Consider the following 21,915-nt stretch of genomic DNA (forward strand, 5'->3'; position numbering starts at 1 on the left):
GCAAGTGTTTATATGGGCCTTCAACAAGGAGCAGAAATGGCCCGCATAGACCAGACCGACGATTGGCGGGACCGCCATGCGCCGACACTTTCCGCCTTCGAGTCGCTTGCGATCGAGGCATATGGCCACCTGCCAGAAGAATTCCGTGCGTTGACCAAGGATCTCGTCATCGAGATCTCGGATTTCCCGACAGACGAAGTGTTCGAGGACATGGCGCTCGAAACACCGTTCGACCTGTTAGGATTGTTCGAGGGGCGCGGTATCTCCGAACGTTTCACCATGGAAACCGGCGAGATGGTGAACCGCATCACGCTTTATCGCCGCCCCATTCTCGACTACTGGGCCGAGAACGAAGAAACGCTGGGCGATATCATCACCCATGTCCTCATCCACGAGATCGGCCACCATTTCGGCCTGTCGGACGACGACATGGAGCGGATCGAAGAAAGCGCCGACGAGGCCGCCGCGGAGCGCTGAGAAACCCGGCACCGAGAAACTGTGATACCGGGTCCTCAAGCTACTAGTGATCGCGTCTCATTGAGAGTGCGATCGTCTCACTACCCACCAGGCGTTTGCGCTTAATTACTTCATTTACCCGCCCCGGGTTTACGCCGTAAGAAGCTGCAATGTGGTGCTGAAACTCGCCGCCCCAATAACGCAGCCAAATCTCTATCGCGTCTTTTTCGGTCAATCTGTAAGACTGTTGATGCATGTGGTTGTCCTCTTAGGCTTCAGCCTTGGACAAACTTGACAGAAGAGTCTGAGAGCGTATTTTGCTCAATGCGTATGCTGATCCGCAAGCCGTCCAAGGTATTGTGGTTTCGACACGGAGCCGGGGGTGCAACCTCGGCTTTGTCGTGCCAGCTCAGAGATCGTCTCTAGCTTGTAAATATATGTTCGGACTCGATATTTTGAGTCAAGCTCAGGATAAAATCCTCAATTCGTTCACTTTATGTTCCGTGATAAATTTATCTGGTAGATACTGAAAAGTCGCGAATTTTGTCTTTCAAAAACAGGCAGTTATTATTTTCACGCACATTCCGAGTAGGGACTGTGAATAAAACTCCTACTATTCGATTTTACCGAGTAAAGGCCAAAAAAATCGAGCGAATCAGGTAAGCAGATCCGAATCACTCGATTTGCACTTGGATCATTGCTCGCCGAGCTTCATATCCGGATGGTATTCCTTGCCCTCGACCACCTTGGTCACGGCCTGGCCGCAATGCATGATACCGCTGGCGGCGTTGAAGGCATAGCTGGGTGAACCGGCAAGTTCCCATCCCTTGTTCAGCGCTTCGGTGACCCGGTGACAGAACTTTGCGTCATCGGGACCGGTTATGAAACGATAGACCTTCACGTTTTTTTTGCCTTTCGTTGTGCGATGATACCGGCCATGGCGACCAGCCTTTCGGCCTGCCCCACATGCAGCCGTTCGATCATTCGCCCGTTCATGTTGATGACGTTCAATTCCACAGATTCGGGTTTTACGAAAGCGGCAATAATCTCCTTGGCTTCCGCGACCATCGCCTCATCAGGAGCGAAGTGTCGATTGGCCGGCTCGATCTGGGCCGGGTGGATCAGCATCTTGCCATCGAAGCCCATGGCGCGGCCCTGCTCGCATTCACCGGCAAAAGCCGCGAGATCACGAAAATCATTCGAAACGCTGTCGATGACATCAAGCCCGTAGGCGCGGGCGGCGAGCACCACCTGCATCATCCACGGCACAAGATAGGTTCGGCCGGGCAGGGCCGGAACCCGTGTTTCCTTGCGCAGATCATTGAGCCCGATGACAAAGGCGGCAAGCCGCGCATCCGGCGTATGGGCAGCGTCGGCGATAGACGCGGCATTCAAGACACCAAGCGGAGTCTCGATCATCGCCCAGATTTTCAAACCCTGCGGCGCATCCGCCTCCGCCAGAAGGTCGGCAACCTCATGAATATCGGCCGGCTGCTCCACCTTGGGCAACAAAACCGCATCTGGCCGACAGGAAAGCACAAGCTTCAGATCCGCCTGCCCATCCGGCGTAGAGAGCGGATTAATGCGAATAATGGTCTCGCATCCGGCAAAAGGCGCGTCAGAAAATAGCCTGTCCAGATTTTCCCGAGCCTTGTCCTTCATGTCGGGCGCGACGGAATCCTCCAGATCGAGGATCACGCCATCGCAATCGAGATCGCGGATTTTTTCGAGCGCCCGGACATTGATGGCCGGAACCGACAGCAGCGAACGGCGCGGTCTCACAGGAATATTTTCGAAAAAATTAGTCATGCCGCACTTGTGTCAAGCTTTTGTGACATCTGCAACACGACAATCCACTGAATCCTCTTGCAAGCCGGAAGAAGAAGGCCCACATTCGTCTGGAAAGAAAGGTTGAATCATGCAAGGCATCCGTTCATTTTTCATTGCCGCATCCGGCATCGCACTTCTGGCTTTGGTGGCTCTTTTTACCGCCTCGCTTACGGTCGCTTTTATCGGCGTGCTCGCCGTTCTCAGCGCTGCCCGTCTGCTTTCGGCGCGTATGAAGCCGGCACCCATTCCGGTCAAGCCCCGCAACCAGCGCGATATGCGCGTCTGGAACGACGGCAAAGGCACGATCATCGATCTCTGAGATCGTTAATCCTGTCAAAATGCGAGAACGCTGCACGCGGCGTACCGAAGAATGCGGGTTTGCGCTTCTAAAGCGATCCGTTTTGCAGTATTTCCCGACAGAAAATATCCGGCGGGCGTCAGTCCACGCCGGATTTTGTGACCAGGGAAACACGGGAAGCGACAGATGGAAAAATTCACCAAGCTGACGGGCGTTGCTGCGCCCATGCCGGTCGTCAATATCGACACCGATATGATCATTCCCAAAGACTATCTTAAGACCATCAAGCGCACGGGTCTTGGCACCGGCCTTTTTGCCGAGTCGCGTTATCTCGAAGATGGCTCGCCCAATCCCGATTTTGTGCTGAACAAGCCCGCTTACCAGAACGCCCAGATCCTCGTCGCGGGCGATAATTTTGGCTGCGGCTCTTCGCGCGAACATGCACCATGGGCGCTTCTCGATTTCGGCATCCGCTGCGTGATCTCCACCAGCTTCGCCGATATCTTTTATAACAACTGTTTCAAGAACGGCATCCTGCCTGTCGTCGTCAGCCCCGAGAATCTCGAAAAGCTGCTGGACGACGCCTCGCGCGGCTCGAACGCCGTTCTGTCCATCGATCTGGAACGTCAGGAAATCAGCGGCCCTGATGGCGGCACGATCACCTTCGAGATCGATGAATTCAAGCGCCATTGCATGCTGAACGGCCTCGACGACATCGGCCTGACACTGGAGCATTCCGGCGCCATCGACACGTTCGAAAAGGCAAATGCCTCGGTCCGCCCCTGGGCCTGACCGCACTTCTATCCTCTTTTAAAAGCCGATCCCGTACAAAACCGTACCGGATCGGCTTTTGCTTTGCTTGAAAAGCCGTTGAGGCGGGGATAAGAAGCCCCCGATCCCGTTCGGCTGGCGACGTGACTTGTGAGGCGGCAGGACGGAAACGAGTTTGACGCCGCGCTCGCCGCAATCGAAAACCCTTCATGATGGTTTCCGGCGCGCCGCCCAAGGAGGGTTCTCATGACAGTCCGCACGCTTTTCCTTCTGCCCGGTGACGGTATCGGCCCCGAGGCCATGGCCGAAGTCCGCAAGCTGATCGACTATATGAACAGCGCGAAAAATGCCGGCTTCACCACGCAGGAAGGTCTGGTCGGCGGCTCCGCTTATGATGCCCATGGCGTCGCGATTTCCGACGCAGATATGGAAAAGGCCCTTGCCGCCGATGCGATCCTGTTTGGCGCCGTGGGCGGCCCGAAGTGGGATGGCGTTCCCTACGAACACCGCCCGGAAGCCGGCCTGCTTCGCCTGCGCAAGGATCTCGAACTTTTCGCCAACCTGCGCCCCGCCATCTGCTACCCGGCACTTGCCGAAGCCTCCTCACTGAAGCCGGAGCTGGTAGAGGGTCTCGATATCCTCATCGTCCGCGAACTGACGGGCGGTGTCTATTTCGGCGAGCCCAAGCAGATCATCGACCTCGGCAACGGCCAGAAGCGCGGTATCGACACGCAGATCTACGACACCTTCGAGATCGAGCGCATCGCCAGCGTGGCTTTCGAACTGGCACGCACACGCGACAACCGCGTCTGCTCCATGGAGAAGCGCAACGTCATGAAATCTGGCGTTTTGTGGAACCAGGTTGTCACCGAAACCCACGCTGCGAAATACAAGGACGTTCAGCTGGAGCATATGCTGGCCGATGCCGGCGGCATGCAGCTGGTGCGCAAGCCCAAGCAGTTTGACGTGATCGTGACCGACAACCTCTTCGGCGACATGCTTTCCGACGTCGCCGCCATGCTGACGGGCTCGCTCGGCATGCTGCCGTCGGCATCGCTTGGTGCACCGGATGCCAAAACCGGCAAGCGCAAGGCCATGTACGAGCCGGTGCACGGTTCGGCACCTGACATTGCCGGCAAGGGCATCGCCAACCCCATTGCCATGATCGCGTCCTTCGCCATGTGCCTGCGCTATTCGTTCAATATGGTCGATGAGGCAACGAAGCTCGAAACTGCAATTGCGAACGTGCTCGACAAGGGCATCCGCACCGCCGACATCATGTCCGACGGTTCCCGTCAGGTCAGCACCTCCGAAATGGGTGACGCGGTTCTCGCAGAATTCAAGGCGCTTTCGGCGTAACGCTGACGGCAACCGGTTGGGCAGGCGGCACGGTCGCTTGCCCATCTTCCTTTGGCAAAAGATGTTCATATCTTTTGTCAGTCAGCGTCTTCAAAAAGGCGACGATGGCGTCCACACGCTTGTCGTCCAGCGCCGGTGCGGAAGTCAGCTCTGTCATGGCGATGTTATCAGGCACTTCCGGCGCATCCCAGGTTTTACCCGTTTCAGGGTTGATCTGCCGGCTGGGTTTCTTGCTTTTGTATTTCACGTAAAACAGCACCACCGTGCGCAGATCCTTAAACACGCCATTGTGCATGTAGGGACCAGTGACAGCGACGTTGCGAAGGGTAGGCACCTTGAACTTGCCGCGCTGAGCCGGATCGCCGGCCACGGCGGGATTTTGCGCCAATCCGAGATCGACCGCACCCGGCTTGGAGCCGTTGGCTGCCCTGACCGACGTGTTGGCCGGAACACCGATGTTGAAATATTTGTGGTTGGTGAAGAGGCCGTCTTCCAAACCCTTGGCGCCACGGATTTCATGGCAGGTATTGCAATTGGTGAACTGTGTCGAGGAGATCAGAACCCGGCCCAGCTCCTCCTGATCGGTTAGATTTTCTTCGCCGCGCAGGAAACGGTCATACCTGGAATCGAAGGTGGAGAATTCATCGGAACGCTCGAAGCTCGCCAGCGCCTTGGTCATCGCAGCAAAGGCGCCTTCGTCACTCTGGAAAACATCGCTGCCGAACTGTGTGCCGAACGCCGCAACATAATCAGGGTTTTCCTTGAGCCGTTTGACGACAGAGGCTTTATCCGGCATGCCCATTTCGATCGGGTTGAGCGGTGGTCCACCCGCCTGGTCTTCCAGCAGGGAGGCACGACCATCCCAGAATTGCCCGCCGACATACTCTCCCGCAGCGTTCTTGCCGAATGGCGGCGTGAACCGGGCATAGGCTGCAGTCGGCGCATTACGGTCGCCCAGCGAAATCCCGTCATCGCCGAGAGAGACGTCCCGGCCGACCTTGTCGCTTTCGCGCGCATCGGAAAAACCCGCCGCCTGCATATGGCAGGTGGAACACGCCATCGTGCGGTTCATGGAGAGATTGGCATCATCGAACAGCGCCGCGCCGAGTTTTTCAAGCGTTGCATAATCTTCGCCGCCATGAGCCTGCATTTGACCAGCACCGATCTCGAGCGGAACCGGTATCATGGCCACGGCAAGGGCGGCAGAAATGAATAGGCGCAGTCTTTTCATTGAAATAGCGTTTCGGAAACTCGGTACGACAGTGGCTATATAGCACTTACCTATCGCACCAGACTACAAACTTTCTCAGCCCGCTCCACTTTGACGCAACCCCGCATCCGGACGCCAAATTGCTTACCCGGCTTTGGCTATCGCGTGGAAGAAAGTGCCTGAAACAAGACCCCGCCTGCCACCGGAAGGGCCGAGCGGACGACCCTGCCCGTCAGCGATCTGAGCGAAAGGCTCATCGTGACCCGGATCGATAACACGCGCATAGTGAAACTCGTGGCCGCGCAGAACCTCGCCCGCTTTGCCCAGCGGCCCATCTGCCACGATTGCAGCCTGCCGGTAACCGAGGTTCATCTTACGCGTGGCGAAACTGGTGGCATGTGACAGAAGCCCGGTCATGGCATGGGTGACGCCATCGGCATCTTCCAGCGCCGCTCCCAAAACCATATAGCCGCCGCACTCGCCATGCACCGGCTTCGCCTCGGCAAAACGGACAATCCCCGCTTTAAACCCGGCAGCATCGGCAAGCCTTCCAGCGTAAAGTTCGGGATAACCACCTGGCAGCCAGCAAATGTCGCAGGTGTCATCGGGCGCCTCGTCGGCCAGCGGTGAGAAGGGTACGATCTCTGCCCCCGCTGCATGCCAGTGGTTCTTGAGGTGCGGATAAAGAAAGGTGAAAGCCGCGTCGTCTGCAAGCGCGATGCGCTGGCCGGGCGGCGCAATCGCTGCCTCCACCGAGCCGGAGGGCACATCCACAGGCGCAGCGAGCGAAAGCAAGGCATCGAGATCAATGGACCTTTCCATCACATCCGCCAGCCGTTCTATATGCGCGTCGATTTCCGGATGTTCGCTGGCCTGCACCAGGCCCAGATGCCGTTCCGGCAGGATGAGTGACGGATCACGCAGGACGCATCCTGCGACAGGCAGACCGATTTTTTCGATGGCCTCCGTGCACAGCGTCCGGTGTCTTTCGCTGCCGGCGCGGTTCAGCACCACCGCCGCCATGGTGACAACAGGATCATAGTGGGCAAAACCATAGGCTACAGCAGCGGCTGTCTGCGATTGACCCGACACATCCAGCACCAGCAGCACGGGAATGCCGAACAGCCGGGCCAGATCCGCCGCAGAACCAGTGCGGTTTTCCGCCACGGGGATACCGTCGAATAGGCCCATGGCGCTTTCGATCAAAACGAGGTCAGCACCATCAGCCTGTTGCAACAACAGGTGTCGAAGCAATTCCGGCTGCATGGCCCAGCTGTCGAGATTGAGGCCGGACGTGCCGGTGGCGAAGGCATGGAAGCCGGGGTCGATATAATCCGGCCCCGTCTTGATGCCGCGCACCTTGATGCCGCGCCGGGCAAAGGCCCTGAGCAAGCCGATTGTTACGCTGGTCTTGCCGGATCCAGAGCGCGGTGCGCCGATGATGATTGCCCGTGTGGTCATAAGGTCGGCACCCCAAGTCGGTCGCGCATCGAAACGATCTCGCCAATAACGATCAGCGCCGGCGCCTCGAATTTTTCCCGTTTTGCATCGTCAGCTATGCTTTCCAGTGTGCCGATGAAAATACGTTCCTGCGCAGTCGTTGCCGACATGATGACGGCGACCGGCGTCTTGCCCGAACGACCGCCCTGCATCAGAAGACCGGCGATCGAGCCTATGTTCTTAAGCCCCATATAAACGACGATGGGTTCCTGTGTCTTCGCCAATGCCAGCCAATCCAGATCCTCTTCGGTCCCGGCGGCATGGCCGGTGGCAAGCGTGACAGCGCGGCTGATACCGCGCATGGTGGCGGGAATGCGCGCTGAAGCAAGGGCTGCAAGCGACGAGGTCATGCCCGGCAAGATACGAAATGGGATGCCGGCGCGGACAAGCGCCTCCGCCTCTTCGCCGCCACGCCCGAAAATAAACGGATCGCCACCCTTAAGCCGCAACACCTTCTTACCCTGCCTGGCGAGATCAATCAGCGAGGCAGTGATGTCGTCCTGCGTTGCCGACGGCTTGCCGCCGCGCTTGCCGGCAAACACGATTTCAGCCTGGGGCCCGAGGGAAACGACATCGTCGCTTACCAGCGCGTCGCGCACGATCACATCGGCCTGCGAAAGCGCGAGCGCCACTTCGAGCGTCAGATAACGCACATCGCCCGGACCCGCGCCTGCGAGCCAGACATGCCCGGCCTCAAAGACCGGACCTTTTGCGGCGATGCTGTTCAAAACCTGCGCTATCGACATTCTTCTCGGCTGCTTTTTTAACGATGACGGAAATAGCCGTCCCGGCTATAGGAATTCATATGGAAACGGATGGAAAGACCCTTCGCCGCGGCTGGACCACGGGCACTTGCGCGGCAGCCGCCACGAAGGCGGCCTGTGCTGCCCTTCTGACCGGCGAGTTTCCTTACCCTGTCGAAGTCGAACTTCCAAGCGGCGTGAGGCCGGCATTTTCTCTCGCCACCGAGGAAAAAGGTGAAAACTTCGCAAGAGCCGGCGTCGTCAAGGATGCAGGCGACGATCCCGACGTGACCCATGGTGCGCTGATCGAAAGCACCGTGCGACGGGGAAAGCCCGGCAGCGGCATAACCTTCAAGGCTGGAAAAGGCGTCGGCACCATCACCCGGCCTGGATTGCCCCTGCCGCCGGGCGAACCCGCGATCAACCCCGTACCGCGCAAGATGATCGAAACCGCCATTCGCGAAGTAGCCGGAGACGGTGCAGATTTCGAAGTCGAGATTTCCGTTCGAGACGGCGAGAAAATCGCGGAAAAGACCCTGAATGGCAGGCTCGGTATTGTCGGCGGCATTTCCATCCTTGGCACCACCGGCATCGTCATCCCGTTTTCCTGCTCGGCATGGATCCACTCCATCTGGCGCGGCATCGATGTGGCGCGCGCCACCGGCTGCACTCATTTGCTCGGCGCGACCGGCAACACCTCGGAAAAGGCGGGGCAGGCAGTGTACGGCCTGCCAGAGACCGCACTGATCGACATGGGTGATTTTATCGGTGGCATGCTGAAATATCTGCGCAGCCACCCCGTCGAACGGGTAACCATTGCCGGCGGCGTCGCCAAGATGACGAAGCTCGCCCAGGGCATGCTGGACGTGCATTCCAAGAAAGGCCTGGCCGATCTTGATGCGCTGGCGGTACTCGCAACCGAGGCTGGCGGAGATGAAAATCTTGCCCTCGCCATTCGTCAGGCCAACATGGTTGCGCACGCCTTTGAGCTGGCCGAACGCGCGGGGATAGACCTCGGTGCGATCGTTGCGGAAAAAGCCTGGGTAACAGCGGCTGCCGCTTTGAAGGTGCCCGGCATCGAGCTTGATATTCTGGTGTTCGATCGTCAGGGCACGCTCAAGGGACGCACCGCCTCCACGCCGTCGCATCAGCCCTTCGCATCTTCCTTCGGGGAGCGGAACCGCCGGACATAATCGGTACTATAAAGTGCGCTCTCGCGAAAATCCGTCGAGGCAAGCCCATGCCCGACGAAGATCAGCGCCGTCCGCTCCACCGGTTCGGCTGCCAGTTTTCCCTCGATGTCGAACAACATGCCGCGAATGACCCGCTCATCCGGCCAGGAGGCGCGGACAACGATGGCGACTGGGCAATCGGAACCATAAAGCGGCGTCAGTTCTTCCACCACCTGGCCGATGGCATGGATGGCGAGATGGATGGCAAGTGTCGCCCCCGTCGCACCAAAGGCTTTCAGCGTCTCGCCCTCGGGCATTTTCGAAGCGCGGCCCGAAATACGGGTCAGAACAAGGCTTTGCGCCACTTCCGGCACCGTCAATTCCCGCTGCAGGGTGGCAGCGGCAGCAGCGAAAGAGGGCACACCTGGAGTCACGGTATAATCGAGACCCAGCCGTTCCAGCCGACGGATCTGTTCACCCATAGCGCTCCAGACGGATAGATCACCGGAATGCAGCCGTGCCACATCCTTGCCGGCCTTTGCCGCCGCAACGAACTCCGCCTCGATCTCATCGAGCGACAGTGCTGCCGTATCGACAATGCGTGCATCCGTCGGGCAATACTCGATCAGCGCCTTCGGCACCAGCGAGCCGGCATAAAGGCAGACCGGGCAGGCAGCGATAAGATCGCGCCCGCGCACCGTTATGAGATCGGCAGCGCCCGGACCGGCACCGATAAAATGAACCGTCATTTTTGTTCTCCATGTTCGATGGCGCGGTCATTTCGCGCGTCGTTCGTCGTGGCGATGGCTACCGTCACATCGCCAACCACGAGACGCGCCGCGACCAGCCGCGCATTTTCTCCGGCGGCAGCAAGTGCCGCCGCTTCACTGACGCTGGGCGTCCCGGCATAATCAAGGCTTGCCTGTGAAAATGTCATTGTTTTTGAAGCAGCCGCCTCGAGCTGTTCCTTCGATACGATTTCAAGCGGCAGCGCCAGACGTTTCGCCGCTTCCGCAAGACCAGCTTCTTTTGCCTTGAGCGGCGCAGTCGCCAAGCATTCAACGGTCATGCCAAAAGCAAGCTCGGCAGCGTGCACGGCTGCAATAATTGCATCTGAACCCGTGCCCTTGCGGCAACCGATACCGGCCACGGTCACCATGGCTTAATCCAGCTCCATTGCGTCACCGGCATGGCCGGACGCCAGCCCGACATGGAGCCGACAGCAACAACGCGCGACACATCGAGACGGATCATCGAACCGCCGAACCTGGCATGGGCCGCAAGCAGCACCGCTTCCATTTCAAGCGTCACCGCATTGGCAACCAGCCGCCCGCCTGGCTTCAAGGCCTCCAGAGCAGCCTCAAACACGCCCGTTTCGCTGCCGCCACCACCAATGAAGATCGCATCCGGTTGAGGCAAGCCTTCAAAAGCCGCAGGTGCTGCACCGATCATGACTTCAAGCCCCGGAACGCCAAATGCCTCGGCATTGCGGGCGATACGTTCGGCTCTTTCCGGATGCTGCTCTATGGCGATGGCACGGAGCGAGGGGTGCGACAGCATCCATTCAATACCAATCGAACCCGAACCGGCGCCGATATCCCACAGCAGCTCGCCCCGGCGCGGAGCCAGCGATGAAAGTGTCACGGCACGGATTTCACGCTTGGTGATCTGACCGTCATGTTCGAACAGGCTGTCATCCAGCCCCTGCACAAAAGGCAGGACGCGTGCCCCCTCAGCAGCAACGACATCGATAGCCACGACGTTCAAAGGATCGATGTCGTCAAAGGTAAAATCGACCGCCCTGATTTGCCGCCGCCTCTCCCGCTTTCCGCCCAAAGCTTCGAGCAGGACAAATTCCGACTGGCCGAAACCGGATTGAGACAGCAATTCCGCGATGAGAGCGGGCGCGCGCTCATCCGAAGTAAGCGCGATGATCCTCGCTCCGGGATGCAGATGCGGTCGCAAAAGATCGATGGAACGCCCGTGCAACGACACGCATTCGGTCGACTGCAAAGCCCAGCCAAGCCGCGCCGCGGCCTGGGAGAAGGCGGAAGGTGAGGGATAGCAGACTGTCTCCTCCGACGGTATTCGCCGCAGAAGTGTGACGCCGGCGCCATAAAAGAACGGATCGCCAGAGGCGAGCACGCAGACCCGTCTACCGCGCAACGCCACGACATCGCTCATCTCCGCATCGAACGGCACCGGCCAAGGGCGCGCCTCACCACGAATGGCTGCAGCCGCCAGTTCCAGATGACGTTTGCCACCGAAAACAATCTCGGCCGCCTCTATTGCCGCCACGGCATTGCGACCGAGCCCATCCAGCCCATCTTCGCCTATGCCGACGATGAAAAGCCATGGCTTGCCTTTCTTTTCAGTGGAAGCTTTCTTTTGAGTGGAAGCGTTGCCCGTTCCGGAATATTCAGACGTCATGACACGCTCCATACTCATCCTTGGCGGCACGGCGGATGCCCGCATTCTGGCCGGCAAGCTGGCGGTGGACTCCGGCTACCGAATCCTGCTCTCCATGGCCGGTCGTACGCTTTCGCCAGTGGAACAGCCTGTGCCGATGCGCAGTGGCGGGTTTGGCGGTGCTGCGGGTTTGGCGGATTTCATCCGCACCGGGAATTTCGATATTCTGGTCGACGCCACCCATCCCTATGCGGCGAGGATTTCCGCCAATGCCATCGAGGCGGCACGACTTGCCAAAGTTCCGCTGATCATGCTTTCGCGCCCCGCCTGGGAGCGCCAACCGGATGACAAATGGCAGAGGGTCGATACCGTCGAACAGGCTGTTATCGCGCTCGGCGATGAAGGCAAGCGGGTGTTTCTGGCGCTCGGCCGGCAGGAACTTCTTCCTTTCGAGGCAGCCCCCCAACACAGCTATCTCATTCGCAGCGTTGATCCGGTAGAGCCGCCGCTGAAGGTGCCGGATGCTCGCTACATTACAGCGCGCGGCCCCTTTGCGCTGGATGAAGAGATCCGCATGCTGGAGGAAAACCGTATCGGCACTGTGGTTTCCAAGAACTCCGGCGGCAACGCCAGTTACGGCAAGATCGAAGCGGCGAGGCGGCTTGGCCTGCCGGTTATCATGATCGAGCGGCCGCCACAGCTCAACGCCGCAATCCTCAATGGCGCGAACGTGCCGGATATAGCGACTGCGCTCACTGCCATCCGCCATCAGCTCTCTCTTCTCGAAAAACGCGGCGAGTAAACCAGCGGATCTTTGTCCGAACGCTCGATTAGACGGGTTTCCACCGAACCGACGATGATGCAGGTGGCCATATCCGCCATGTCGCTCGATGCTTCAGACAAAGGCATGACCTGGATGCGCTCATCCGCACGGCCTGCCGCACGGCCAAAGATCACCGGCACCGAGCCGGGCAAATGTGCCCGCAAAAGATCGAAGGCGGTGCCAAGCTGGTGCGGGCGCGCCTTGCTGACGGGATTATAGAAAGCCATCACGAATCCGGCTTCCGCAGCCGCGATCAGCCGCTTTTCAATAATACCCCAGGGCTTCAAATTGTCCGACAGCGAGATGGCGCAGAAATCATGCCCGAGCGGCGCGCCGGCTCGTGCAGCAACCGCAAGCATGGCCGTCACGCCCGGCACGACCGAAAAGTCTATTTCGCGCCACTCGCGCGGGCCACGTTCAATCGCCTCGCAAACAGCCGCCGCCATGGCAAAAACGCCGGGATCGCCACCCGAAACCACGCAGACCTTGCCGCCCCCGGCTGCAAGCCGCAGAGCCTGTTCGGCACGGGAGATTTCCTCGCGATTGTCAGAGGCATGGCGACGTTGGTCGGGTCTGAGCGACAGCCGATCGAGATAGGGAATGTAACCGAAGAAATCCTCCGACGCCTCAACCGCGGCGAGCGCCTCCGGTGTCACCTGCGCAGAACTGCCAGGGCCGAGGCCGACAACGACCAGCCTGCCGTTCATGACGCTTCACCGCCAGCGGGTCTGGTTTTCCAGCCAGGTACCAGAACCAGCGAAAAATAGGGGGCGGGCGATGCGTCCCGCTCGATCAGCGGCACCGCATGGCTGTTCGCCATGGTGCCGCGCTCGACATACAGCGCTTCATTAAGCTTGCCGGCCTTTTCCAGCGCCCGGCGGATCTTCGGCAGGTTGCGCCCGACCTTCATGATCACGGCGCCATCCGTGCCGGACAGACGCTCTGTCAGAACATCTTCGGCAAGCGTGCCGGGAAGCACGCTCAAGATATCGTCACCCTGCACCAGCGGTAGACCGGCCATCGACCAGCAGCCGGACATGGCGGTAATGCCGGCGACGACCTCCGCCTCGTAGGAAGGCGCAAGCCGCAGATGAAGATGCATATAGGAACCGTAAAACAGCGGATCGCCTTCCGACAGCACGGCGACATTCCGCCCGGCATCGAGATGAGCGGCAATATCCATGGCCGACTGATCGAAAAAGGCGGCGATCGCACCGCGATAATCCTCGCCGTTTTTATCGCTCTCGACGGTTACCGGATAGACCAGCGGCATTTCCAGTGTGCCCGGACGAATGAAGGCCTCAACGATACCGCGACCATTGCCGCTGCTGCCTTTCTTGCAGAAGAAGGCGAGGACATCGGCATTTTCGATGGCGCGCACGGCTTTCAGCGTCAGAAGCTCTGGATCGCCGGGGCCGGTGCCGACGCCCACGAGTTTACCCTTGGAATTTTCGAAAAGAGCCGCGCTCACAGACCTGCCCTCGCAACGGCGTTGACGGCAGCGGCCGTCATGGCCGATCCACCCATGCGTCCCTTGACGATGGCATAGGGAATGCCGAGCAAACTAGCCTCCAGCGCATCCTTCGATTCCGCCGCACCGACAAAACCGACCGGCATGCCGATGATGGCAGCTGGACGTGGAGCGCCCTTTTCAAGCATCTCCAGAAGATAGAACAGCGCTGTCGGCGCGTTGCCGATAGCAACGAGAGCACCGTCCAGCTTTTCCGCCCAGAGATCGAGTGCGGCGGCGGAACGGGTATTGCCAATCGTTTTCGCAAGCTCAGGGGTGCGCGGATCGCGAAGGGTGCAGATCACGTCATTATTGGCCGGAAGGCGGGCGCGGGTCACGCCGTGGGCGACCATTTCCGCATCGCACAGAACGGGCTTGCCCGCCAGCAAAGCACCACGTGCAGCGACAACGAAATCCGGAGAAAAACGGAAATGGCTGGCCGCTTCCACCAGCCCGCAGGCATGGATCATGCGAATGGCGATATCCGCCTGATCTTCTGTAAAAGCGGACAAATCCGCTTCCTCGCGAATGATGGCGAAGGAGCGCTCGTAAATCGCATTGCCGTCGCGAATATAGTCATGGTCGGTCATCGGTTATCCTGTCGAAGCGCGGCAACGATTGCCTCCTTACCCAGACGGGCAAGCAGGTCGGCAGCGTTTTCCCCGGGCTTATGTTCTTTTTCGCAAAGACGGGCAAGTCGCGAAAGCGCCGTCCTCTGTTGCTCGAAAGGTAAAATACCGTCCTGCGGGTCGCAAGCGCGGCTCGAAAACGAAAAGGCCAGACCATCGGCGGTACCGGAAAAGGCCAGAAGCGACGGGGCGGGATGCGCGCAACCCTTTCCGCAGCCGGAGAGATGCAGTGTGAAGGAGCCATCGAGCATGGAAGCTAATTCCCGCGATGCAAAGGCCGCCAGATCATGTGTGGGAAAGAAAGCCGAAGCGCATCCCGGCGTGCCGGGACAGACAGCGATGGAAGACCGCGCATCACCTGCCCTTGTGATGAAACCGGCACTGTCCGCAGTTTGCATCAGCGCATCGCAAGCATCCCGCGACCCGAAAAATAGCAGGCTATGATTGAGCGACGGCCGCAATGTTTCGATATCAAATCCGTGCGCCAGTCCACAGAGCCGCGACAGATCGGAAGCACGAACTTGCGCGAAAGCAGGAGTGATACCGGCAGCAAAAGTACCATCACCGGCCGCCATCAGCCCCAGGGGCGAAGAAGGCGTAGGCGTTTCGCCTTGGCTCTCGCTATCTACCAGGCGGTCTCCGCAAATCGCCTTTATCGTCCGCAAATCCAGATCGCGGCCACGGGCAAGCGGTCCTTTGCCCGCCAGATGGACGAGCAGCAACAGGACCACATCCGCCGCCTTGTCGGCTTCAACAAATCCCGCCCGTAGCGCCTTGCTCTCCGGACCTCCGACAAGCAATTGCCAGAAAACTCGATGATCGAGCCGCACCGCCTTCAGACGGATATCGGCCAGCAAATCGCCCATGGAAAGACGGCCGCCCCCATCGATGATGACGGACATTTTTGCGGCGAGGTTGTCATGCAACGCCAGCGCGGCAGCCTCTCTGCGAATCTCATCCGCAATAGCACTGCCATCGGCGATTTCCCGATCGTCCCGACCGGAAAGAGGTGAGGTCTCGACTGCCAGTCCGTCGCGAAGCGGCAAACCGAGCGCCAGAACATCATTCTCCAGGTCGCAGGCGCTTTCCCGCGTCAGGCCGCGGAACTGCAGGCTGCCACGTGCCGTGATGTCGATCACCCCGTTGCCGTGCCGCTCAGCAAGATCGCAAAGCGCGATCATATCGCGGGGCGTAATATCCGCCTCGAATGCGATGCGCGACAGGTAGCCGTCACCGGTCAGCATCGGGGTCGATAAGGCCGGACACGTCCCACGGCGGCCAAACGGCTGGACCGGATCGGAAGGGGCCGTCCTCATGCGCCGACCCTTTCAGAACGGGGCAGGATCAGCATTTCAAGTTCCGCATCCACCGCATTGCGGCGGCTGTGCCACAACCCGCGACGACGGGCAGATAAAAAGCGCGTCGCCATGACCTCCGCCGCCTTCGGATTTTCCCGCAGGATGAAATCGCGCACGTCCTCATTGCCGAAATAGGCGTCGTAAAGCGCCTCGATCAGCGAGGAAGATACCGCATGGGTGGTTTCGGCAAAACCGATCAGCCGGTCAACCGTCTCGGCAAATTCAGCCGCCCCGCGCGGGCCGTGCCGCATCTGTCCGGCAATGAAGCGCGGATTGACGGCGCGGGCCCGAACAACGCGCGTCAGCGCATGTGAAATGGACCGCGCGCGCGGACGCGCGGGATCGGTCGTATCCAGCGCCACGATATCGGCAACGCCGCCAAGGACTGCCTTTGCGGCGGAAAACCCACCAATGAAGGCGACATCGGAAGAGCCGTCGAGAAGATCCCGGCCCGGATCGTCACCGGTGTGAACGAGAAGGTCGGCACGGCGCACCAGCTCGACAAAACCGGCATCCTCGAAAATCTCAAGCCCATCCGCACCGCCAAAGGCATGGCTTGCCGCATCCAGATAGGCTTGCCCTAGTTCCTCACGTTCTTCCCATTTTCCGCTGGCGAGTTTCTCCTCAGTGCCCGCACCATAGGTGCCGGGTGCGGAGCCGAAGATGCGTGCCGGTATATGCCCGAGTGCCACCGCCTCTTCCGCCAGCGGATTGTCGCCCGGCGCTTCATCCCGCCGCGCGACGGCCTTGGCGGCGGCGTTTAGAAGAGCGATCAACGCCGGAAACATGTCGCGGAACAGGCCGGAAATCCGGAATGTGACGTCGACACGCGGCCGCCCGATACTCGCCGGCGGCAGAACCTCAATGCCTGTGACGCGACCCGTCGCCAGGTCATGGATCGGTCTCGCCCCCATCAGATGCAGCGCCTGCGCCACATCCTCGCCGCCATTGCGCAGGCTGGCGCTGCCCCAGAGATCAAAAACCAGATGTTTCGGCCAGTCGCCATGGGATTGCAGATGGTGCCGAAGCACTTCTTCGCCCGCCATGCGGCCCAGCTCGAAAGCCGTCGGCGTCGGCATGGTGCGCGGATCGGCAGCATAAAGATTGCGGCCCGTCGGCAGGACATCGAGACGCCCGCGCGCGGGTGCGCCGGAAGGACCGGGGACAATATGGCGGCCATCGAGCGCGGCAAGCAGCGCTGTTTTTTCCGCCGCAGCACTTTCAAGCCTCAGAAGATCGGTCTCGCCTTCGGGGCTGCGGCCAAAAACATGCTGGCCATCCTTGATGGCGAAGTCCTTGAGGTCGCAGAGGAAGGCGTCGATGCGCGACAGCGCCGCATCGGCATCGTCCTTTGCACCGACACCGGCATCCGCCGCAAGACCGGTTTCCAGCGCCTTCTCTACGATCAGTTTCGCCAGCCGGTCGCGGCGGCGGCGGTCGAGCCCATCCGCCTGCGCATATTCGTCGACGAGCTGTTCCAGAGCCGATTGTTCCGGCGAAAGCCCCGCATCTACCAGCACAGGCGGAACATGGCCGATCGTGACGGCAGCGATCCGCCGTTTGGCAACCGCCGCTTCACCCGGATTGGAAACGATGAACGGATAGACCACCGGCAAAGACCCGGTGACGATTTCAGGAAAACAATCGCGGGAAAGCGCAACTGTCTTGCCGGGCAGCCATTCCAGTGTGCCATGCGCACCGACATGCACAATGGCATGCGCCCCTACGACACGCTGCATCCAGGCGCCGAAAGCGACCAACGCATGACGTGGCGGCAGGGCAGGGTCATGGTAATCCACCCGCCGATCCTCATTTCGCCCACGATCCGGTGCCAGGGCCACGAATATCTGGCCGAAACGGGCGACGCGAAAACGGAATGCGCCGTCGGCTAGTGCGTCGTCCTGTTCGGCCGAACCCCACGTGCTATCCACGGAGGCGGCAACCCCTTCAGGCAAACCCAAAAGAAAATCACGATAGTCTGAAAGTCCGACAGCCGCTACCTGCTGCTCGACACAATCCAGCAAAGCCCGCGCCGTTTCGGGAATATCCGAAACCACATATCCTGCCGCGGCCAGATCGCGCAGCATTTCAAGCACGCTTTGCGGCACATCGAGACCAACGGCATAACCCGTGCGCCCCGGCGCAGCACCGGGATAATCCGGCATCAAAATGACGATCCGCCGTTCCTGTGGCGTGGACTGTTTTAATTGCAGAAAGGCAGCGATTCTGTTTGCCACCTGTTCGACGCGATCAGCCTCCGGTACATTGATGAGGCTGATACCGCCATCAGTCCGCACCTGCTTGAATGATATCGCGCCAGAAAGAATCCGGCCATCGAGTTCCGGCAGGACCACATGCATGGCAAGATCGGAAGGGTTGAGACCGCGCGCATTTTCCGCCCAGCCGTCCCGTCGCGTCGTCGCCATAACCACCTGAAACACCGGCACGCCGAGGCGATCAAACAGGGTTTTACCGCTGTCGTCCATCTGGCTGGCAAAAGCCGTGGCGGCAACGATGGCGGCGGGCTGGAGTTCGTGCAGTACGGTTTCGAGAAAGCGAATTGCCTCCCCATCCTTGAGGCCGCTGACGAAAATCGGCAATGGCGCAAAACCGCGCTGAGAGAGCGCGTTAAAAAGCGCATCCACGGGCGCCGCATCGGCCGCAAGAAGCATGGAGCGGTAAAAGAGAATAGGAAGGACAGCTGCACCGGCGGGAAAACCGGCGCAGGCTTCCGCCTGATCCACGACGCCTTTACCCGGCCGGTAAAAGCCGGCTTTCGGCAGCGGTTGAGCCTCGATATCTGGCCATGCGCCACCACTTACAAGGGCAGCAAGACCAATGGCAAGCCGGTCCATATTTTCCCGCCCACCCTCGCGGAAGAAGGCGAGGACGGACGCCAACGTCTGGCGATCAACAGTCGAGGCCGCTTCGAGCTTTTCGTCTCTCTCACTGCATTCACCCGGCAGGAGCATAAGTTTTATGCCACGTCGCCGCGCCATCGTGCTGAGCTGATCGACGCCATAGCGCCAGCGTTCCGCGCCGCCGAGAATCCGGATAAGGATGACACGGGCATGTTCGGCCGTCTTTTCGATCCACAGATCGACCGACATCGGATGCCGAAGCTCGGAGAGGTTGGCAGCGGACAGGGACGGAAGCGCGCCCTCTGCCTGCCGCCATGCCTGTTCCAGCCCGGCAAGATCGCTTGCCGAAAAAGACAGCATCACCACATCCGATCGCGGCTGGTTGAGATCAACCGGCTCGATCAGGTCGTCCAGAGACGAAGATGTGGTGGCGAGAATGTGCATTTCTATCAGGCGGCCAGCATCTGTTCGATCTTTTCGCGGTTGAGGCCCTTTTCGCCTATGACGACGAGGCGGCTGCGGCGCTCTTCACCGGCCGCCCAGGGACGGTCATAATAATGGTTGACGCGGCTACCGACTGCCTGCACCTGCAGGCGCATCGGCTTGGTGGATACTTCGACGAAACCTTTGATGCGCAGAACATTTTCCGCAGCCGCTGTCTCAGCGATACGAGCCGCCAGCGCTTCCGGATCGGTCACGGCCGGCAGGTCGATGACGAAGCTGTCGAAATCGTCATGTTCGTGGTCAAGTTCACCATCGTGATGGGTGCGGCGGTTTTCGATATCCTCTTCAACCGCAAGACCGAGGCCGATCAGCACGGCCGGATCGATGACGCCATTCGAGGCGACGACGATCTTTGCGGCCCGCGGCAAATGCTCGAGAATATGAGCCTTCGCCTTGTCCAGACCGGCGCTATCGAGCAGATCCGCCTTGGTCAGCACGATAAGATCGGCACAGGCGATCTGGTCCTCAAAAACCTCTTCGACCGGATCGTCGTGATCGAGGGCTTCGTCATTTGCGCGCTGGGCGGCAAGGGCTTCCATGTCATGCGCCACCTGACCCTCGGCAAGGGCAGCGCCATCCACAACAGCCACCACAGCGTCAACCGTCACGCGGCTCTTGATGGCAGGCCATTGAAATGCCTGCACCAGCGGCTTGGGCAGGGCAAGGCCGGAGGTCTCGATGAGGATATGCTCCACCTTCGGCTGCCGGCTTAGAATCTGTTCGATGGCCGGCTGGAAATCATCCGCCACCGTGCAGCAGATGCAGCCATTGGCCAGCTCAACGATGTTTTCCTCCGGGCAGCTCTCAATGCCGCATCCCTTGAGGATATCCCCATCGATGCCGATATCACCGAATTCGTTGACGATGATGGCAAGCCGCTTGCCATCTAGCTTTTCGAGAAGACCGCGCAGCAGCGTGGTTTTTCCAGCCCCCAGAAAGCCAGTGACGATGGTGCAGGGAACGCGGTCCAGAAGGGTGCTCATGATCTCTCCTCGGTAAAATCGAATGGGGGAATGCGCGCCACCATGCCGCGCTTCAATGTGTCGGGGCGGCCGCGCCAGGGCATCAGGCCATCTGCGGAGGCGGCCAGCATGCGAGCGCCGGTCAGCAGGTCTTCCGCATCGTTGGGCGTCAGCCCGCCGAATACATAGGACCAGCCATCGGCACCGCGCAGCACGGCACTGAGGCCTCGTTTGCAATTGCCAAGGCAATTGACGGAGCGAACATCGATACCGGAGTCACGCGCTTTTGCGATGGCAGCTTCCGCAAGGATGGTGCCGGGGCGCGGCTCCGCATTGGGATCGGTGTCGTCGCGACAGCTTCGGCAGACAAAAACGACCACGCCGGAAGCTGTGTTGGCTTCCATTGTCCCGTCCGCACAAGAAGATGTTGTGGTAATATCCAAACCGTTCCGCTTTCCGCGCCTTTAAACTCATCGGGGTGCGGATGTCGAAAACAGCGCACTGAAAAGCGCGGCTGCAAATCAATTCGACCGGCTGACCGGAGCACCCCGCCCGGGAGACGTTTTTTCCTGAAACGGCAGGTCTCCTGGCTTGCGGCTTTAAAACACCCTGCACCACCTTCCCGGGCCAATTTTATGGTCCAGTGGCTTCATAGTGCGGGCTTACCGCTTACAGTTGCGGGGGCAGCCACGGAATGACCCCGTTATGGGGTGGAACCGTGTTCCCTCTTAGCTTTTCCCGTTGCCGGGAAAAGACCGTCAGTGCCTTACCCTTAGGCTGAACGGGCGTGACGGTCAATGCTGCCGGCTTGTCGATTGCCGGGTGCGGCAAATTGAGTATAGTCGCCGCTCCGAATGGCGGGGGCATACGGTCCCGCGCCGCTGGACGAGAAGGAAAACGCGATGACACGCGATATCAGCGACAGCGAAGCCGAACGCCACCGGCAGAAAATGGTCAACCGCAAGACGGTTCAGGATGCCGAAGTCGCGGAAAAGACCATCGAAAAAGGTCTGCTGATGATCAATACCGGCCCTGGCAAAGGCAAATCCACGGCCGCTTTCGGCCTTGCCCTGCGCATGCTCGGCACAGGGCGGCGGGTCGGCGTCGTGCAATTCATCAAGGGCGCATGGTCGACGGGTGAACAGCAGGCCCTGACTTTGTTCGGCGACAGGGTGGAATGGCGCACTATGGGCGAGGGGTTTACCTGGGACACGCAGGACCTGAAGCGCGATGTCGCGGCAGCTACAAAGGCCTGGGAGGAAGCGAAAGCACTGATGGCCGACGAGACGATCGGATTGCTGGTTCTCGACGAACTGAACATTGCGCTCCGCTATGATTACCTGCCGCTGGAAGAGGTCGTCGAAACGCTTTCCAACCGTAGATCCGATCTGCATGTCATCGTTACCGGCCGCAACGCCAAACAACCGTTGATCGACGCTGCCGACATGGTGACGGAAATGACCCTCGTCAAACATCACTTCAAGGCGGGCGTAAAGGCGCAGGCCGGGATAGAATACTGA

The 21,915-nt window shown here is 59.8% G+C and carries 22 protein-coding genes and 1 riboswitch; of the genes, 7 read left to right on the forward strand and 15 right to left on the reverse strand.

The annotated features are described in order from the left end of the window. Positions 1-36: 36 nt before the first annotated feature. Positions 37-477 carry a metallopeptidase family protein gene (locus AC5SEO_RS17835; protein ID WP_003516449.1) on the forward strand — a complete coding sequence of 147 codons (441 nt, stop codon included), beginning with the start codon at positions 37-39 and terminating at the stop codon, positions 475-477. 673 nt (positions 478-1,150) lie between these two features. On the opposite strand, the gene AC5SEO_RS17840 is transcribed toward AC5SEO_RS17835, so the two are convergent. Both AC5SEO_RS17840 and AC5SEO_RS17845 read right to left on the reverse strand, forming a co-directional pair. Then, the gene (locus AC5SEO_RS17840; protein ID WP_019565981.1) at positions 1,151-1,357 is read right to left on the reverse strand and encodes a DUF1737 domain-containing protein; all 207 of its coding nucleotides are present in this window, start codon (positions 1,355-1,357) and stop codon (positions 1,151-1,153) included. Beyond that, positions 1,354-2,265, reverse strand: a complete 912-nt coding sequence (locus AC5SEO_RS17845) for an HpcH/HpaI aldolase/citrate lyase family protein (RefSeq protein ID WP_065659986.1) — start codon at positions 2,263-2,265, stop codon at positions 1,354-1,356. The genes AC5SEO_RS17840 and AC5SEO_RS17845 overlap by 4 nt, the downstream gene beginning before the upstream one ends. A gap of 109 nt (positions 2,266-2,374) precedes the next feature. Between AC5SEO_RS17845 and AC5SEO_RS17850 the strand changes: the two genes are divergently transcribed. The 3 genes from AC5SEO_RS17850 (at position 2,375) to leuB (ending at position 4,714) form a co-directional block, all read left to right on the forward strand. Beyond that, positions 2,375-2,605: a hypothetical protein gene (locus tag AC5SEO_RS17850; RefSeq protein WP_003516445.1), complete on the forward strand. Its 231-nt coding sequence runs from the start codon at positions 2,375-2,377 to the stop codon at positions 2,603-2,605. 165 nt (positions 2,606-2,770) lie between these two features. Then, positions 2,771-3,376 (forward strand): 3-isopropylmalate dehydratase small subunit, encoded by a 606-nt coding sequence (gene leuD / locus AC5SEO_RS17855; protein ID WP_025594665.1) that lies wholly within the window; start codon positions 2,771-2,773, stop codon positions 3,374-3,376. Between the two features lie 225 nt (positions 3,377-3,601). Next, positions 3,602-4,714: a 3-isopropylmalate dehydrogenase gene (leuB, locus tag AC5SEO_RS17860; RefSeq protein ID WP_003516442.1), complete on the forward strand. Its 1,113-nt coding sequence runs from the start codon at positions 3,602-3,604 to the stop codon at positions 4,712-4,714. Here leuB and AC5SEO_RS17865 read toward each other — a convergent pair. The 3 genes from AC5SEO_RS17865 to cobA form a co-directional block, all read right to left on the reverse strand. Further along, complete coding sequence (locus tag AC5SEO_RS17865) at positions 4,695-5,945, reverse strand: cytochrome-c peroxidase (protein ID WP_174068683.1); 1,251 nt, start codon at positions 5,943-5,945, stop codon at positions 4,695-4,697. The genes leuB and AC5SEO_RS17865 overlap by 20 nt on opposite strands. Before the next feature lie 123 nt (positions 5,946-6,068). Continuing rightward, positions 6,069-7,385 carry a cobyrinic acid a,c-diamide synthase CobB gene (locus AC5SEO_RS17870; RefSeq protein ID WP_174060558.1) on the reverse strand — a complete coding sequence of 439 codons (1,317 nt, stop codon included), beginning with the start codon at positions 7,383-7,385 and terminating at the stop codon, positions 6,069-6,071. Continuing rightward, positions 7,382-8,170: a uroporphyrinogen-III C-methyltransferase gene (cobA, locus tag AC5SEO_RS17875; protein ID WP_019565976.1), complete on the reverse strand. Its 789-nt coding sequence runs from the start codon at positions 8,168-8,170 to the stop codon at positions 7,382-7,384. The genes AC5SEO_RS17870 and cobA overlap by 4 nt, the downstream gene beginning before the upstream one ends. Positions 8,171-8,229: 59 nt before the next feature. Here cobA and AC5SEO_RS17880 point away from each other — a divergent pair, with 59 nt between their 5' ends. Further along, complete coding sequence (locus AC5SEO_RS17880) at positions 8,230-9,360, forward strand: cobalt-precorrin-5B (C(1))-methyltransferase (RefSeq protein WP_162692021.1); 1,131 nt, start codon at positions 8,230-8,232, stop codon at positions 9,358-9,360. On the opposite strand, the gene cobM is transcribed toward AC5SEO_RS17880, so the two are convergent. From cobM to cbiE, 3 genes are read right to left on the reverse strand one after another with little or no spacing between them, the layout of a single operon-like run. Next, entirely contained in the window at positions 9,315-10,088 is a 774-nt protein-coding gene (cobM, locus tag AC5SEO_RS17885) for a precorrin-4 C(11)-methyltransferase (protein WP_003516434.1), read from the reverse strand. The genes AC5SEO_RS17880 and cobM overlap by 46 nt on opposite strands. After that, positions 10,085-10,498 carry a cobalamin biosynthesis protein gene (locus AC5SEO_RS17890; RefSeq protein ID WP_003516432.1) on the reverse strand — a complete coding sequence of 138 codons (414 nt, stop codon included), beginning with the start codon at positions 10,496-10,498 and terminating at the stop codon, positions 10,085-10,087. The genes cobM and AC5SEO_RS17890 overlap by 4 nt, the downstream gene beginning before the upstream one ends. After that, positions 10,492-11,769: a precorrin-6y C5,15-methyltransferase (decarboxylating) subunit CbiE gene (gene cbiE, locus AC5SEO_RS17895; protein WP_174068684.1), complete on the reverse strand. Its 1,278-nt coding sequence runs from the start codon at positions 11,767-11,769 to the stop codon at positions 10,492-10,494. The genes AC5SEO_RS17890 and cbiE overlap by 7 nt, the downstream gene beginning before the upstream one ends. On the opposite strand from cbiE, the gene AC5SEO_RS17900 reads away from it, so the two are divergent. Beyond that, on the forward strand, positions 11,768-12,550 hold the full coding sequence (locus AC5SEO_RS17900) for a cobalt-precorrin-6A reductase (RefSeq protein ID WP_174068685.1): 783 nt from the start codon (positions 11,768-11,770) through the stop codon (positions 12,548-12,550). The two genes, cbiE and AC5SEO_RS17900, sit on opposite strands and share 2 nt — an antisense overlap. On the opposite strand, the gene AC5SEO_RS17905 is transcribed toward AC5SEO_RS17900, so the two are convergent. The 7 genes from AC5SEO_RS17905 to AC5SEO_RS17935 are packed head-to-tail and all read right to left on the reverse strand — an operon-like array spanning position 12,517 to position 20,799. Further along, positions 12,517-13,278: a precorrin-3B C(17)-methyltransferase gene (locus AC5SEO_RS17905; protein ID WP_174068686.1), complete on the reverse strand. Its 762-nt coding sequence runs from the start codon at positions 13,276-13,278 to the stop codon at positions 12,517-12,519. The two genes, AC5SEO_RS17900 and AC5SEO_RS17905, sit on opposite strands and share 34 nt — an antisense overlap. Then, positions 13,275-14,042 (reverse strand): precorrin-2 C(20)-methyltransferase, encoded by a 768-nt coding sequence (locus AC5SEO_RS17910; RefSeq protein WP_019565970.1) that lies wholly within the window; start codon positions 14,040-14,042, stop codon positions 13,275-13,277. The genes AC5SEO_RS17905 and AC5SEO_RS17910 overlap by 4 nt, the downstream gene beginning before the upstream one ends. Further along, positions 14,039-14,671 carry a precorrin-8X methylmutase gene (locus AC5SEO_RS17915; protein ID WP_003516424.1) on the reverse strand — a complete coding sequence of 211 codons (633 nt, stop codon included), beginning with the start codon at positions 14,669-14,671 and terminating at the stop codon, positions 14,039-14,041. Before AC5SEO_RS17915 ends, AC5SEO_RS17910 begins: the two co-directional genes overlap by 4 nt. Next, on the reverse strand, positions 14,668-16,026 hold the full coding sequence (cobG, locus tag AC5SEO_RS17920; protein WP_174068687.1) for a precorrin-3B synthase: 1,359 nt from the start codon (positions 16,024-16,026) through the stop codon (positions 14,668-14,670). Before cobG ends, AC5SEO_RS17915 begins: the two co-directional genes overlap by 4 nt. Continuing rightward, on the reverse strand, positions 16,023-19,373 hold the full coding sequence (gene cobN, locus AC5SEO_RS17925) for a cobaltochelatase subunit CobN (RefSeq protein ID WP_174068688.1): 3,351 nt from the start codon (positions 19,371-19,373) through the stop codon (positions 16,023-16,025). The genes cobG and cobN overlap by 4 nt, the downstream gene beginning before the upstream one ends. A gap of 5 nt (positions 19,374-19,378) precedes the next feature. Beyond that, a complete protein-coding gene (gene cobW, locus AC5SEO_RS17930) occupies positions 19,379-20,416 on the reverse strand; it encodes a cobalamin biosynthesis protein CobW (protein WP_003516415.1) in 1,038 nt (345 codons plus the stop codon). Then, complete coding sequence (locus AC5SEO_RS17935; RefSeq protein WP_174068689.1) at positions 20,413-20,799, reverse strand: DUF1636 family protein; 387 nt, start codon at positions 20,797-20,799, stop codon at positions 20,413-20,415. The genes cobW and AC5SEO_RS17935 overlap by 4 nt, the downstream gene beginning before the upstream one ends. Before the next feature lie 155 nt (positions 20,800-20,954). After that, positions 20,955-21,170, reverse strand: a riboswitch (cobalamin riboswitch). A 127-nt stretch (positions 21,171-21,297) separates the two neighbouring features. On the opposite strand from AC5SEO_RS17935, the gene cobO reads away from it, so the two are divergent. Next, complete coding sequence (cobO, locus tag AC5SEO_RS17940) at positions 21,298-21,915, forward strand: cob(I)yrinic acid a,c-diamide adenosyltransferase (protein WP_035252400.1); 618 nt, start codon at positions 21,298-21,300, stop codon at positions 21,913-21,915.

Source organism: Agrobacterium sp. K11 (assembly GCF_059429395.1).

Coding starts and splice junctions, on each gene's coding strand:
- AC5SEO_RS17835 (WP_003516449.1), top strand. CDS start 37: ATGGCCCGCATAGACCAGACCGACGATTGGCGGGACCGCCATGCGCCG.
- AC5SEO_RS17845 (WP_065659986.1), bottom strand. CDS start 2,265: ATGACTAATTTTTTCGAAAATATTCCTGTGAGACCGCGCCGTTCGCTG.
- AC5SEO_RS17850 (WP_003516445.1), top strand. CDS start 2,375: ATGCAAGGCATCCGTTCATTTTTCATTGCCGCATCCGGCATCGCACTT.
- leuD (WP_025594665.1), top strand. CDS start 2,771: ATGGAAAAATTCACCAAGCTGACGGGCGTTGCTGCGCCCATGCCGGTC.
- leuB (WP_003516442.1), top strand. CDS start 3,602: ATGACAGTCCGCACGCTTTTCCTTCTGCCCGGTGACGGTATCGGCCCC.
- AC5SEO_RS17865 (WP_174068683.1), bottom strand. CDS start 5,945: ATGAAAAGACTGCGCCTATTCATTTCTGCCGCCCTTGCCGTGGCCATG.
- AC5SEO_RS17870 (WP_174060558.1), bottom strand. CDS start 7,385: ATGACCACACGGGCAATCATCATCGGCGCACCGCGCTCTGGATCCGGC.
- cobA (WP_019565976.1), bottom strand. CDS start 8,170: ATGTCGATAGCGCAGGTTTTGAACAGCATCGCCGCAAAAGGTCCGGTC.
- AC5SEO_RS17880 (WP_162692021.1), top strand. CDS start 8,230: ATGGAAACGGATGGAAAGACCCTTCGCCGCGGCTGGACCACGGGCACT.
- cobM (WP_003516434.1), bottom strand. CDS start 10,088: ATGACGGTTCATTTTATCGGTGCCGGTCCGGGCGCTGCCGATCTCATA.
- AC5SEO_RS17890 (WP_003516432.1), bottom strand. CDS start 10,498: ATGGTGACCGTGGCCGGTATCGGTTGCCGCAAGGGCACGGGTTCAGAT.
- AC5SEO_RS17900 (WP_174068685.1), top strand. CDS start 11,768: ATGACACGCTCCATACTCATCCTTGGCGGCACGGCGGATGCCCGCATT.
- cbiE (WP_174068684.1), bottom strand. CDS start 11,769: ATGACGTCTGAATATTCCGGAACGGGCAACGCTTCCACTCAAAAGAAA.
- AC5SEO_RS17905 (WP_174068686.1), bottom strand. CDS start 13,278: ATGAACGGCAGGCTGGTCGTTGTCGGCCTCGGCCCTGGCAGTTCTGCG.
- AC5SEO_RS17915 (WP_003516424.1), bottom strand. CDS start 14,671: ATGACCGACCATGACTATATTCGCGACGGCAATGCGATTTACGAGCGC.
- cobG (WP_174068687.1), bottom strand. CDS start 16,026: ATGAGGACGGCCCCTTCCGATCCGGTCCAGCCGTTTGGCCGCCGTGGG.
- cobN (WP_174068688.1), bottom strand. CDS start 19,373: ATGCACATTCTCGCCACCACATCTTCGTCTCTGGACGACCTGATCGAG.
- cobW (WP_003516415.1), bottom strand. CDS start 20,416: ATGAGCACCCTTCTGGACCGCGTTCCCTGCACCATCGTCACTGGCTTT.
- AC5SEO_RS17935 (WP_174068689.1), bottom strand. CDS start 20,799: ATGGAAGCCAACACAGCTTCCGGCGTGGTCGTTTTTGTCTGCCGAAGC.
- cobO (WP_035252400.1), top strand. CDS start 21,298: ATGACACGCGATATCAGCGACAGCGAAGCCGAACGCCACCGGCAGAAA.